Below are 13,962 nucleotides of genomic sequence, written 5' to 3'. Positions count from 1 at the left end.
ATTAGTTGAGTCTCCTTTGTATTAAGCTATCTACCAGCCCAAAGAAGACATCAGGTTTTAATGTGCGCCAATTTTCCATTTGCAAGGTACCACCAAAATGCAAATAATAATCTAACTTATACTTCTCCAGCTCTTCCATCACGAATTTTCGGATATTCAAAAGGGCTATCCAACCGGATTCTACATCCTCAAACCACTCCTCGTAATAATCATCTTCCCCTCCGTGAAACTGAAAAAGATTTTCGCCAATCAAAATAAAATGCTGAATGCCTGCTTTCACCAATTTATCTACCACCGTTCTCTTCAGATACATCACATCATTATGCAAAGTATCATTCCACTCTCCCATCAGTTCAATAACCGCGTACTTCAAGCTATAATTCACCATCAAAACCTTGATGTACAGAGTTTCTGAGCCAATAAAATCCCAATCAGGATGAATAACATACCCGTACACCGCATTCTCATAGTACTCCGCCTGTTCCTTGCCATAAAAAGGTCCTTTTCGATCTTTATACGGTTGGTAGTACTTGTTCCAATTATAAAATGGCTCTATTTCATGCATCCCGACAGCATTTTATTTAAATTTGTAACATGCAGAAAATTCAGTACAAATATAAAACGGAATACTTAACAGAATCCGAACCCCTTAAATTTAAGGAGGAAGATTTGGCTGAGGAGGAAATGATCTTAAACGTAGGTCCTCAGCACCCTTCCACCCATGGTGTACTGCGTTTGGAGGTTAAAACTGACGGTGAACTGATTAAGGAAGTAGTTCCGCATTTAGGCTACCTTCACAGATGCTTTGAAAAGCATGCAGAATCTCTACCTTTCCCTCAAGTGATTCCGTTTGTAGACCGTCTGGATTACCTAGCATCTATGAACTCAGAACATGCTTATGTTATGGGAGTGGAAAAAATGCTGGATCTGCAAATGCCGCAGCGTGTAGAGTACATTCGAGTGCTAGTAGCAGAATTGAATAGAATCGCTTCTCATTTCCTGGCTATTGGTAGCTATGCCTTAGATATTGGAGCGCAAACACCCTTCTTATGGCTTTTCCGCGACAGAGAAACCATTTTACGTATGTTAGAATGGGTTTCGGGAGGACGTTTACTATACAATTACATTTGGATTGGGGGACTTTTCTATGATCTTCCGGTGGGGTTTGAAGAGAAGTGTAAGGAATTCACAGCCTATGTCCGCCCAAAACTGGTAGAATTGCAGCAAATTATCATAGACAACCACCTTTTCATCAATAGGACTGCCGGAGTAGGTGTCTTACCTTTAGATCTGGCCATCAATTATGGCTGTACAGGACCCGTTCTCAGAGGTTCGGGACTTCGCTATGACCTTAGAAAAGTAGATGGATACTCTGTTTATCCGGAATTAGATTTTGATATTCCTGTAGGAGAAGGTAAGATGGGAAAGGTGGGCGACTCTTGGGACCGTAATTATGTTCGGTTACTGGAATGTTTTGAATCCCTAAAAATAATAGATCAGTGCCTAGAGAAGCTATTAAAAGAACACAAAAGGACTCGTGACTTTGATCCTCAAGCTTTGGTACCAAAGAAAATCCGCCCTAAAGCCATGGACTTCTATGTCAGGGCAGAAAACCCTAAGGGTGAATTGGGATTCTTCTTCAGAACAGACGGTAAAAGTGATACTCCCCTCAGGGTGAAATGTAGAGCGTGCTCCTTCCATAACCTTTCTGTCCTGCCGGCTCTTTCGAAGAACATATTGATGGCAGACCTGATTGCAATTGTAGGTTCATTGGACCTGGTTATGGGAGAAGTGGATAGGTAATTATTCTAATTCCCAAACGCTCGGGTGATTAGCATTCCTAATGGTCTTCCTGATCTCCATCCAAAAAGCCAAAACCAGATAGATAATCACAGGAGACCCCAGAGTAAAGAATGAAGCATAGATAAAATACTTCCTGATCGAAGAGGCTGAAAAGTTAAGCTTCTGCCCTATTTTCGAGCAGACGCCAAACATATTACTTTCCAATAGAAACTTAAGCTTATCCATATCCTTACAGAACTTGCTACAAATTTCAGTATTATTCCTGAAAATGAAACAAATAAATCATAAAATTTCCTAAAATTCAAACCTTAGGAGGCTGATAAATGCCTCCCCAAAACGGTATTCTCCGGCTTTCCTCCTAGTTTATAAGGATAGTCCGTATTGTAGTGTAATCCTCTGGACTCTTTGCGCTTTTTAGCCGACTGTATCACCATCTGCGCACAAAGAATCAAGTTTCTCAACTCACAAAGTTTCACAGACAGTTTAGTCTTTCGATAAAACTCCTCCGTTTCGTCCCTCAGCATCTTCATACGTGTTTCAGCCCGGTCTAAACGGAAATCAGAACGCACTATACCTACGTAATCTGACATCATCTTCTGCAGCTCTCGGGTATTATGGGAAACCAAAATCTCTTCATTGCTTTGTACCGCTCCGAACTCATTCCATTCCGGAACTTTGGTTTCAAAATCCAATTGATCCACTATCTCCAGTGCAGAACCTGCGATTCTATGCGCGAAAACCGCCGCTTCTAATAAAGAATTGGAGGCCAGTCTATTCGCGCCATGTAGTCCGGTAGAAGAGCACTCACCACAGGCATATAGATTCTTGATAGTGGTTCTACCAAATTCATCTACTTTAATACCACCACACAAATAATGTGCCGCAGGGGTAACAGGTATATAGTCTTTGCTTATATCTATCCCTATGCTCAGGCATTTTTCATATATGTTAGGAAAATGCTGTAGAATAAACTCCTTAGGTTTATGTGTAATATCCAGCCATACGTGCTCCTCTCCTGACTTCTTCATTTCTGCGTCTATGGAGCGGGCTACGATGTCACGGGGAGCAAGGGAACCTCTCTCGTCATAGTCATACATAAACTCCCTTCCAAATTTATCTCTCAACACTCCACCTTCGCCTCTCACGGCTTCAGTTATCAAGAAACTTGGGAAGGTACCCGGATTGTAAAGAGAAGTAGGATGAAACTGAATCATCTCCATATCTCTCACTTCTCCTCCTGCCCTGTACACCATAGCAATCCCATCACCCGTAGCAATGATAGGATTAGTGGTAGAAGAATAGATCTGACCTGCACCTCCGGAAGCCATGACGGTCACCTTTGAAAGTATCTTTTCTACTTCCATGGTATTGACATTCAAAGCATAAACTCCGTAACATTCGGCATTACCGTTCGTTTTTTCTCCCAAATGGTGCTGAGTAATCACCTCTACAGCAAAATAATGCGTTAGAATCTCGATGTTTTCATGCTTGGCCACTTCCTCTAGAAGCGCACGCTCGATTTCCCAACCGGTAATATCTTTGTAGTGTAAGATGCGATTTTCCGAATGACCACCTTCTCGAGTCAGATTATACTCGCCGGTTTCCATCTTATCGAAATTGGTGCCATAATCTATCAGTTCCCGAATTCTATCCGGGCCTTCAGACACTACAATTTCAACAATCTCTCTATCACATAGGCCGTCTCCAGCTATAAGAGTATCTTGTATATGTTTATCAAAAGAATCTGTGGCCGGGTCGAAAACGGAAGCTATACCTCCTTGAGCATACTTCGTGTTGGTCTCATCTGCATTTACTTTTGTAAGGATCAACACCTTTCCTTTTTTGGCCGCCTTTAAGGCAAAACTAAGCCCCGCAATTCCAGATCCAATGACTAAAAAATCTACTGTTCGCATAAATTCCTTCATTAAACTAGCCCTTCACGAAGCAAATCGTGCAAGTGCACAAAGCCCAGAACCTTTTGGTTTTCTGCCACCACTAACTGAGTAATACTCAACTCTTGCATAAGATTCAGGGCATTAACCGCAAAGTCATCCTTACGGATAACCTTGGGATTCCGACTCATCAAATCTAAAGCTTTTAGAGAAAAAACATCTACCTTTTCCCTTAATTTTCTTCTTAAATCTCCATCCGTGATAATACCGGTCAGATGTCCTTCTTCATTGATTACAGCCGTAGTACCTAAACGCTTGGAGGTCATTTCCAGTATAACTTCCTCCATACCGGCCTCCTCCTTCACTATAGGAACCTCATTATTAGGATATATATCAGATACTTTTAAATACAATTTCTTTCCGAGTGAACCACCAGGATGATACTTAGCAAAATCCCTTTTAGTGAAACCCCTGGCCTCTAACAAACAGACAGCTAAAGCATCACCCAAAGCCAAGGAAACCGTAGTAGAGGTAGTAGGCGCCAAATTCATAGGGCAAGCCTCTCTATTCACATGGGCATTCAGTACATAATCAGAATTACGAGCCAAAAAAGAATCCAGATCTGAAACCATTCCCACTAACTTATTAGGCAATCTTCTGATCAAAGGAATCAGCACCTTTAACTCGGGCGTATTACCACTTTTGGACAAAATCACGATAACGTCTTCGTCATCTATAATCCCCAAGTCCCCATGAACGGCATCAGTTGCGTGCATAAATACCGCCTTTTGTCCGGTTGAGTTTAAAGTAGCTGAAATTTTTTGAGCGATAATAGCACTTTTTCCTATTCCAGATAGCACTACTTTACCTCTTGAATTCAAAATCAGATTTACTACCTCTTCAAATTCAGAACCAATTGTACTTATCAAAGATTTAATAGCCTCTGATTCATCTGCCAAAACTTTTTTGGCGGTATCAATAATATTTTTTTCTACTTTCGTCTCCACTTTTTAGAGCTCGTTTATGAGCACAAAATTAGCTCTATAAATCCGAAAACTTCTCGCAAATAATATTTTTCTGAGAATTTATTTAGGAAGTTTTATTTTTAGTAAATTAGCCATACTTTAACAGATATCGAATAAAAGTCATAGTTTAAAACATGATTTCAGAATCAGTAGAACAAAGATTGAAGCAAAATCTTAAGGAGATTTTCGGCTTCGATAACTTTAGAGGAGAACAGGAGAAAATCATCAAAAGCGTTATCTCTGGCAAGAACACTTTCGTCATAATGCCGACAGGTGCCGGAAAGTCTTTATGCTACCAGTTGCCTGCCACTGTACTAGAAGGAACAGCTATCGTGATCTCACCTTTAATCGCCTTGATGAAAAACCAGGTGGATCAGTTGACTGCATATGGAATAAATGCCCAGTTTCTAAACAGCACCTTGAATAAATCAGAGATGAACAGAGTGAAAAATGATGTCATCTCAGGTGTTTGTAAACTTTTGTACATAGCCCCTGAATCTCTTACTAAAGAAGATAATCTGGAGTTCTTAAAGAAAGCTAAGATTTCATTCGTAGCCGTAGATGAAGCGCACTGTATTTCTGAATGGGGACATGACTTCCGTCCGGAATATCGTAAGATCAAAGATATCATTGAAAACATTGACACCGCTCTACCTATAGTAGCCCTTACTGCTACCGCTACTCCAAAGGTACAGCTAGACATCAAGAAGAGCTTGAACATGGATGATTCAGTCATCTTCAAAACCTCTTTTAACCGTGCTAACTTGTATTATGAAGTTAGACCAAAGCAAAATGCTAAGAAGCAACTGATCAAATTCGTTTCTCAAAACCGTGGCAAATCCGGTATTGTGTACTGTTTGAGTAGAAAGAAAGTAGAAGAGATTGCAGAACTTTTGAATGTAAACGGCTTCAAAGCTCTTCCTTACCATGCGGGTCTAGATCCGGAGGTAAGAATGAAAAACCAGGATGCCTTTTTGAATGAAAACTGTGACATCGTGGTGGCGACCATCGCCTTTGGAATGGGTATTGATAAACCGGACGTTCGTTTCGTAGTTCACTACGATGCTCCAAAATCACTTGAAGGTTATTACCAGGAAACAGGTAGAGCCGGTAGAGACGGTATTGATGGAACTTGCTTGATGTTCTATGCTTTGGACGATATCACTAAACTGGAAAAATTTAATAAAGATAAGAACGTAACCGAAAGAGATAATGCAAAGGCCCTCCTGATGGAAATGGTGGCTTATTCTTCTTTAGGTGTATGTAGAAGACGACAGTTGCTTTCCTATTTCGGTGAACAGATGGAAAAGGACTGCGGTTTCTGCGACAACTGTAAAAAGCCTACAAAAACGTTCAAAGGTAAGGAGGAAGTAGAATTGGTGATCAAGACCATTCTTAAGACCGAACAACGCTTCTCCGCTAACCACATTGCCGATATTTTGACCGGTAATACCAAAGACAATCCTGCCATTCTTAGCTATGAGCATAACAAGCTTGAAATGTTTGGAAAAGGATTGAAATACTTCAATCTGGAAGACAAATTCGAAGAAGAAGAAGAAGAGGATGACGAAGATACTATCTTAGTCAACAAGAAACCGAAGGCCGATATTAATGCTGACGGTCGGATTTCTGCTTCCGACAAGTGGGTATCTATCATCAGACAATTGATGGTGTTTGGATACCTGGAAAAAGACATAGACAATTATGGTGTAGTAAAAGTGTCCCAAAAGGGCATGAACTACCTGAATGACCCGTATAGCATCACCTTCCACGAGGATCACGATTTAGATGAAACCGAAGGAAGCGGAGAAGATGATCTTCAACAAACGCCAGGAAGTGCATCCGGTTCCGGCGCGGCTGACCAGGCTCTATTGGAATTGTTGAAATCCCTTAGAAAGAAGATTGCCAAAGAAAAGAATGTACCTCCATACGTAGTATTCCAAGACCCTTCTCTGGAAGAAATGGCTACTACCTATCCTTCAAATGCGAATGAACTTGCACAGGTGAATGGTGTAGGTATGGGTAAAGTGCAGAAATTCGGCAAGCCCTTCCTGGACTTGATCAACAAGTACGTTGAAGATAACGAGATCGAGACTACCCATGACTTGATGGTAAAAACTACCGTGAACAAGTCTAAGACGAAGATATTCATCATCCAACAAATCGACCGTAAGATTGACCTGGAAGACATTGCAGAAGCCAAAGAAATGTCAGCGGAAGAGATCATTTCTGAGATCGAATCCATTTGCTTCTCCGGCACCAAATTGAACTTAGATTATTACATTAATCAGATCATAGATAAGGAGAAACAACAGGACATCTACGAATACTTCATGACCTCCTCATCTGATGATATCAGAGCCGCATTAAAGGAATTCGAAGATTACGAAGAAGAAGTCACCGAAGAGGAATTGAGATTGATGAGAATCAAGTTCATCTCCGAAATGGCTAACTAATAAGAAAATCGGCTGCTCAAAAGGCAGCCGATTTTCTTTTGGAACCCCTTAAAAAAAAAGGGATTCAAAATAGAAAATTATCCCCATATCTTAGTCCCTTCCGTACAGTTCTTGCACATCTCGATATGCTTGCGTCCTTTGATTAATTGGGCTCTGAACTTGGTGTAGGTACTAGAAAACCATACTTCATTAAAGGATTTTTCTGAGACATTACCCATCCTGTATTCCGCGTCTTTATCAAAGCAACAAGGAACCACTATCCCGTCCCAGGTCACTACGGCAGAATGCCACATCTTCCAACAATGATCTATCAGCTTGTTCTTGATAGCCCATTTCCCCTCTCCTACACGCTGATAACGAGAAAATCTGTCGTTCTCAGGAATGAGTTCTGATCCATTCTCATAATCGTAGATTTGAGCGGTTTTGAATCTTAGTTCATCTACACCTAAGTCTTTAGCTAGTGCCTTCACTTCGGCCATTTGGTGTTCGTTTGGTTTAACTACCAAAAATTGGAAGATGACGTGCGGAGTTCTACTGTTGAGCTCTTTTTTTGCTCGAATGATATTCTTTGTTCCTTCTAATACCTTATTCAGATTACCTCCTACCCTATACTGGGTATAGACATCTTGTGTTGTGCCGTCAATGGAGATGATCAGCCTATCTAAACCGGATTTTACCGTAGCTAAGGCATTATCATAATGAAGATAGTGAGCATTCGTAGAAGTGGAGGTATAGATCCCCTTCTTCGTAGCCTTTTCTACCATCCCTAGAAAATCCTTATGCAGGTAAGGCTCGCCCTGAAAATAAAAGGTAAGATACATTAAAGTATCTCCTATCTCATCCATGAGCTTTTCAAACATGTCCTTGCGCAACATACCCGTAGGACGGGTAAAAGATCTCAAGCCACTTGGACATTCTGGACATCTTAGGTTACAAGAAGTGGTAGGTTCTACCGCTAGAGCTACAGGGAGGTACTTCGCCTGAGCCGACTTGTTCCATCTGGACATGGCAAAAGACGAAACCAAACCCAAAGCATTACTTACTCGTTTGGGAGTTAGCTTAGATAGAAAATTAATTTTGTCCCTCCACATTGAATTGCTTGTAAATAGGCACCAAGTTCTCGTCTGTCTCTTCTTTTAAAACCTTTTCTAATAAACTAGCGGCCTTAGGCGAAAGGTCTTTAATAGTCATTAGAACCCTCACTGCATTCATTCTTGCATACCAAACAGGTTCATTTAGCGCAACTTCTTCCAGGAAAGGAAGAGCTTTATTCATCTCCTCTTCGCCTGCAGAAACTAAATGGGAAGCCAAAAGACCCACATATTGATACAATTCCAGTCCTTCCATCAGACTCAATCTCTGCAATAGCCATTCGCCTACCCCCTCTTTTTGCTTACCAATGTAATAGCTGGCCAAAACCCCAAATATCCCTCCATCATGAACATTTTCGTAGGCTTTAGCTATCTCCATCCCGTCTTCTACATCAGCATTAAAAAGCAGTTCCAAAGCAGAAGCCTGTACAGCATAAGAAGTGTCTTTCAAAGCGGCACGGGCCATTTCCAGATGCTTAGGATTTTGGAAATTTCTAACACTTAAGAACGCCTCTGCCCTCACATTAGAGGAAGGATCGTTCTGTATCTTATCTTCCAATACCTTTTCTATAGCAAGGAAATCGTCTCCGTCATAATCATTGAAAGCATTCACTGCCACTTGCCGGATCCTCCAAAAAGAATCATTCAAGGCTCTCATATATACCTTTCTTATTTCTTCTGATTCCAAAGGATTTTCTTGAACTATCCCTACACTTTCTAAAGCATATAGGCGCGCAAACATCTCTTTGGAGTTGTCATACTGATGAATCCAGTGACTTAGACCCCTGTCGTCTTTCACAATGCCAGGGAAGTAACCTGATGGGTTAGGAATAAAATTTACTAATTCTCCCTGGAGCGGAATATCATAGGTATTACTAGGGGCATCTAAGTGCAGAACCGTATCTTTTACTGAGCTTCCGCTAAACACCCGCACAGGAAGCCTAACTCTGAAGTAAGCTAATCCGGTGGAATCAGGTATTTGGTCCACCTTTAATCTTAGTTGCTTAGTATCTTTTTGATGAGTTATCACTACTTGAGGATGCCCGGGCGACTTAAACCACTGATCAAAAAACCATTTCAAATCTCTACCTGTGGTCTTTTCAAAAGCGATTCGCAGGTCTTCAACTTCCACGGTTTGGAAGGCATGCTGGGTTAAATACTTGTTAAGGCTGGCAAAGAATGCATCGTCACCTATCTCTTCCCTTAAAGTATGTAGAATTCTGCCTCCTTTTTGATAGGAATGAGCATCAAACATCTCTTCGCTGTTTCCATAATGGTGACGGATCAGAGATTCCTTTTTCGATTGGGATTCTGACAGATAGGAGTGTAGATCCATTAAATAGGTATAGTCTCCTTCATCTTTCCCGTAATAATGAGTGGCCCACAAGAATTCCGAATAGTTAGCAAAAGCCTCATTTAAGGGCAAATGTCCCCAGGATTCACAGGTTACCAGATCTCCAAACCAATGGTGAAACAACTCGTGCGCTATAACGGCGTCATCGTTCGCGTCTACCAGTTGGTTAGGATTCTTCATCACAGAAATGGCGTGAGTGGTTGCTGTAGTATTTTCCATAGCTCCGGAAATAAACTTCCGGATAGGAATCTGAGCATACTTTTCCCAAGGATAAGGAACGCCCAAAATCTTCTCAAAAAATTCAATCATGGAAGGTGTTCTACCAAAGATCTTCAATGCGTGTGGAGCATATTCCGGCTCCAAATAATAGCTAACTTCGAAACGTTTGAAATTTGGATCTACGACCTTTACGAAATCCCCCACCGCTATCATGGTCAAATAGACGGAATGAGGCAGCTTTTGCTTCCAATGATCAATCCTATAACCGTTACCAGCATCCGTGCTACTAACCAGCACTCCGTTAGACAAGGTAGTATATTTCTTGTCTACCTTTAGGAAGATGTCTTGTGTATGTTTTTGATTGGGAGCATCAATGGTCGGAAACCATCCGCTGTTACATTGCGTTTCTCCTTGGGTCCATAACTGGGTAGGCAGCCCCTTGACCTTACCCAGAGGATTTATGAAATACAGTCCTTTTTCACTCTTATTCTCTTCACCCGGAATAGGTTTTATCTTTTCAGGTTGGGCTACATAATCAATAATTATCTTCAAAGTATCCTTTGGTGTATATGTCTTCCCTAAGGATATACTTAGTTTACGTCCATCATTTCTGAAGGTTAGGGCATTATTTCCATGCTTCACTGCCTTCACCTGCATCTCCTTTGCATCTAGTATCAAAGTACTTTGAGCATAGAAATGAGGTTTCAAAGTGAGTATTGCTTTACCTTTCAAGGTTTGATCCTCCCATCTAGGCTCGAGATGTAACTCCGTATGGAGCAGGTTAAATAGAATTTCTTGTGATTCCCTTTGCTGCGCAAAGGAAAGTATTGGCACAAAAAGGAAGAGAAATAACTTTTTCATGATTTTAACATAAAACTAGCTGCCTTATTCGCCGGAATGAGAGAAGCTAAGAAAGTAATCAAAATAATACCGGCTACTGAACCTACAATATCTGCAAGCATGATTCTCACGGGATAGGCTTCTGTGATGGCATGGTCCATTCCTAAGCCTATAAACCCGTACTGCATCTGCAGAAAACAAGTACCTAAACCTAGAACTAAACCCAGGAGCACTCCTACCCCGGAAATTATAAAGCCTTCTACGTAGAAGATCTTTTTGATCAATTGGGGATTCGCCCCCATAGCTGACAGTGTGGCTATATCATCTTTTTTGTCTAGAACTAACATGCTCAATCCATAAAAGATATTGAACGCTGCAATTCCTACCACAAAGATCAAGGCAATGAAAATGAACAGCTTTTCTATACGAATAGCACGCAAAAGAGACGCATTTTGTTCGTCTCTATCCTGAATTTGCAGGTTTTCCGGAAGAAACTTTTTCAATGCGGCCTTTATCCTTTGAACATCTTTGCCCTGCTGTATATTAATTTCTAGAGAGGTTCTTCTACCTACCTGTTCGTTTAAATCTTCCATAACTTCAATGGGAAGGTAGACAAAATTATCATAATGTTGCTCCAAAAGAAAAACGCCTGAGATCTCAAGGGATACCCTGTTCACATTACTCTCCGGATTTAGGGCATTTAGTTTCTCATTTTTGGGATACAACAATTCAATAGGTTTGAAGAAATCATTGACGGTTAACTCCAAAGTATTGTAAACTCCTGCACCTATAAAGGCAGCGGCTCTGGGACCTACATAAACCTTCATTTCTCCACCCACTAAGGCTTTTTGAAAGTCCTTATTCAAGGCGAAAGTAGTATCTACTCCTTTGATGTCTACTATGGTTTGAGCCCTTTGGTTCTTGGCTAAGGCCTTGTCTTGGTAAACCTCCGTACAGTATGCAACGCCTTCTGTGGATCTAATTCTTTGCAGAAAATCAGCATCCGGATGAAAGCTTTTAGAGGTTTTGGCACTGATTTTTAGATCTGGATCAAAGGACTTAAAGATCTCTCTATTTAGATCTTCTAAGCCATTAAAGACAGATAAAATGATGATAAGGGCAGCCAAACCTATGCCTACCCCTAACATAGAAATCAAAGAAATGAAGTGGATAAAACTTCGCTTTTTCTTTGATAAAAAATATTTTTTCGCAATAAAAAAGGATAGATTCATGAATCTTCTTCTTCTTCAGCAGGCGGAATATGAATGTTAGCAAATAACTCTTCTATCTTCTGCGCATATTCTGCAGTATCATCAATGAAGAAACTAAAATGCGGAATGATCCGAAGTTGTTTACCGGCTTTCATACCAAACATTCCTCTGATCTTTTTAGTCTGCTCCTTAATTTCCTCCAATAGGCTTTCCCTATTATGGTTCTTCAAAAAACTCAAATAAACTTTAGCTACGCTCAAATCAGGAGACACCTTCACATCCGTGATGGTTACAAAATTTCCCGCAAACAATGAGCGGAACTCTCTTTGAAAAATCTCTCCTAAATCCTTTTGGATGAGGCGAGCCACCTGCTTCTGCCGCTTACTTTCCATACTACTACTAATTTGTCCTAGACTAAAGGACGGTTTTAATATACAAATATCCGGCTATTTTTTGGGATAAGCATCTTCACCACCATATTTTTGCATAAAAATGAGAAAAGTACCTTGCTAACCTTTTTCCGAATATACTCTGTATTTCAGATCCTATCCATTCTAGCCATTGTGGTGGCTTTACGGGTCCTTTTCTTTCAAGTCCCTTTGTTGTATAACGAACTGGAATGGATGCTGGTGGGAAGAAAGTTGAATGAGAACCTCTTTCTGTATAACGAAGTTCTAACTCAGGTGGCTCCTCTTTCCTCTTATTTCTATCAATTGGTAGATGCTACCTTCGGCCAGAACCAATGGGCATACCAAGGCATTGCTTCAGCTCTGATCTATGTGCAGGCCTTGATCTTCAATTTCATGATCAATAAAAGAAACCTCTTCAATGAGAAGAACTACATTGGGGCACTGATGTATGTGATACTCACGAGTATTTCCTTTGATCTCATGAAATTATCCCCTGCCCTTCTGGCTAACACCTTTGTACTTCTAGGTACTAATGCCGTATTGGCTCAAATTGAAAAAAGAGATAGTGTAGGTGATGATGTATTTGAAGCTGGTATCTTCTTCGGGCTGGCGGTATTATTCCATCATCCCACTTTTGTGTTTATCGTTTGGGCATTATTGGTGCTGTTTTTATATACGGGTATTAATATCCGACAAGCCTTTATGGTGACTTTGGCTTTCATCCTTCCGGTGCTATTCATGTATATCTTCTTCTATATCAATGACAAAGGAGCCGATTTTACGGAAGTTTGGCTGTTCAACTTCAATAGCTTCGTTCGTTTGACCTTATTAAATATTAGGGATATCTTGATTGTATATACCTTGCCTGTTATTCTTTCACTTGTAGGGGTTTTAAAGGTAATTACAGGACAACGTTACAACAGTTTTCAGAACCGCTCACACCAGTCCTTGATTATTTTAGGAATTTTTGCTTTGATCGCCTTTTTGATTTCCGGGAAATACCTGCCGTCTAATCTAGTCTATTTTATCATTCCTTTAGCATTCTACGGTGCAGGGTTCTTTGTACATGCAAAGAAACTATTCATATTAGAAACCCTGTTCCTTAGCTTCTTTGGCTTGTTGATCTTCATCTCATACATAGGAGCTAAAAATATATTGGGAGTATCTTCAGATCTACTACAAGATTATAGAGTCAAAGAAGTGAATACCCAATTTCCCGGAAAAAGAATTTACATCACAGGCAGAAACATAGATGCCTACCAATACAATGCTATGGCGACGGGATATTTGAGTTGGAACCTGGCTCGCAAAGACTTCGAAAACCCCTCAAATTACCTCAGTTTGGCTAATATCTATAATAACTTCAGCAAAGACATGCCGGAGATCATCATAGATGAAGAAGGAGTTATGCCTGAAGTATTCAGACACATTCCTAGCTTACAGAAACAATACTTATTCAAAGGCTCCGGAATCTACGAGCTTCGTTGAAGTAAAGTCAGCAGGAGATACACCAAAGTACTTTTTAAATTCTTTACTGAAATACTTTCGGTCTTCAAACCCTACAGCCAAATTAACTTCAAATACGCTCATAGAAGTCTGTGTAAGTAGTTCTGCAGCCTTTCTAAACTTCTGTATCTTCACAAATTCATTCACTGACATCT

General features: G+C 40.5%; 12 protein-coding genes. 3 read left to right on the top strand and 9 right to left on the bottom strand.

The window, feature by feature from the left end; genetic code table 11:
* Window position 1: 1 nt before the first annotated feature.
* Window positions 2-565, bottom strand: coding sequence for a hypothetical protein (locus LBYS_RS02375; RefSeq protein ID WP_013407304.1), 564 nt, complete (start codon window positions 563-565; stop codon window positions 2-4).
* Between the two features lie 29 nt (window positions 566-594).
* Between LBYS_RS02375 and LBYS_RS02370 the strand changes: the two genes are divergently transcribed.
* The gene (locus LBYS_RS02370) at window positions 595-1,803 is read left to right on the top strand and encodes an NADH-quinone oxidoreductase subunit D (RefSeq protein ID WP_013407303.1); all 1,209 of its coding nucleotides are present in this window, start codon (window positions 595-597) and stop codon (window positions 1,801-1,803) included.
* Here the strand turns inward: LBYS_RS02370 and LBYS_RS02365 are convergent, their stop codons facing one another.
* The 3 genes from LBYS_RS02365 to LBYS_RS02355 all read right to left on the bottom strand — a co-directional run bounded on the left by LBYS_RS02365 (window position 1,804) and on the right by LBYS_RS02355 (window position 4,702).
* Complete coding sequence (locus LBYS_RS02365) at window positions 1,804-2,028, bottom strand: PspC domain-containing protein (protein ID WP_013407302.1); 225 nt, start codon at window positions 2,026-2,028, stop codon at window positions 1,804-1,806. It abuts the gene before it with no gap.
* Window positions 2,029-2,111: 83 nt separating this feature from the next.
* Window positions 2,112-3,716 carry an L-aspartate oxidase gene (gene nadB, locus LBYS_RS02360; RefSeq protein ID WP_013407301.1) on the bottom strand — a complete coding sequence of 535 codons (1,605 nt, stop codon included), beginning with the start codon at window positions 3,714-3,716 and terminating at the stop codon, window positions 2,112-2,114.
* A gap of 11 nt (window positions 3,717-3,727) precedes the next feature.
* Complete coding sequence (locus LBYS_RS02355) at window positions 3,728-4,702, bottom strand: KpsF/GutQ family sugar-phosphate isomerase (protein WP_013407300.1); 975 nt, start codon at window positions 4,700-4,702, stop codon at window positions 3,728-3,730.
* 152 nt (window positions 4,703-4,854) lie between these two features.
* Here LBYS_RS02355 and LBYS_RS02350 point away from each other — a divergent pair, with 152 nt between their 5' ends.
* Window positions 4,855-7,176 carry a RecQ family ATP-dependent DNA helicase gene (locus LBYS_RS02350; RefSeq protein ID WP_013407299.1) on the top strand — a complete coding sequence of 774 codons (2,322 nt, stop codon included), beginning with the start codon at window positions 4,855-4,857 and terminating at the stop codon, window positions 7,174-7,176.
* A 77-nt stretch (window positions 7,177-7,253) separates the two neighbouring features.
* Here LBYS_RS02350 and LBYS_RS02345 read toward each other — a convergent pair whose 3' ends face one another.
* The 4 genes from LBYS_RS02345 to rbfA all read right to left on the bottom strand — a co-directional run bounded on the left by LBYS_RS02345 (window position 7,254) and on the right by rbfA (window position 12,283).
* Window positions 7,254-8,267: a radical SAM/SPASM domain-containing protein gene (locus tag LBYS_RS02345; RefSeq protein ID WP_013407298.1), complete on the bottom strand. Its 1,014-nt coding sequence runs from the start codon at window positions 8,265-8,267 to the stop codon at window positions 7,254-7,256.
* Entirely contained in the window at window positions 8,248-10,701 is a 2,454-nt protein-coding gene (locus tag LBYS_RS02340) for a M1 family aminopeptidase (protein ID WP_013407297.1), read from the bottom strand. Before LBYS_RS02340 ends, LBYS_RS02345 begins: the two co-directional genes overlap by 20 nt.
* Window positions 10,698-11,828 carry an ABC transporter permease gene (locus tag LBYS_RS02335; protein ID WP_229310446.1) on the bottom strand — a complete coding sequence of 377 codons (1,131 nt, stop codon included), beginning with the start codon at window positions 11,826-11,828 and terminating at the stop codon, window positions 10,698-10,700. The genes LBYS_RS02340 and LBYS_RS02335 overlap by 4 nt, the downstream gene beginning before the upstream one ends.
* 80 nt (window positions 11,829-11,908) lie before the next feature.
* A complete protein-coding gene (rbfA, locus tag LBYS_RS02330; protein WP_013407295.1) occupies window positions 11,909-12,283 on the bottom strand; it encodes a 30S ribosome-binding factor RbfA in 375 nt (124 codons plus the stop codon).
* 114 nt (window positions 12,284-12,397) lie between these two features.
* Between rbfA and LBYS_RS02325 the strand changes: the two genes are divergently transcribed.
* Complete coding sequence (locus tag LBYS_RS02325; protein ID WP_013407294.1) at window positions 12,398-13,789, top strand: hypothetical protein; 1,392 nt, start codon at window positions 12,398-12,400, stop codon at window positions 13,787-13,789.
* Here the strand turns inward: LBYS_RS02325 and LBYS_RS18550 are convergent.
* Window positions 13,754-13,960, bottom strand: a complete 207-nt coding sequence (locus LBYS_RS18550) for a helix-turn-helix domain-containing protein (protein ID WP_083794527.1) — start codon at window positions 13,958-13,960, stop codon at window positions 13,754-13,756. The two genes, LBYS_RS02325 and LBYS_RS18550, sit on opposite strands and share 36 nt — an antisense overlap.
* Window positions 13,961-13,962 lie beyond the last annotated feature (2 nt).

The organism is Leadbetterella byssophila DSM 17132, assembly GCF_000166395.1.
Lineage (GTDB): Bacteria > Bacteroidota > Bacteroidia > Cytophagales > Spirosomataceae > Leadbetterella > Leadbetterella byssophila.
The sequence above is the reverse complement of the archived record's forward strand: the minus strand, read 5'-3'. Positions and strand labels throughout refer to the sequence as shown.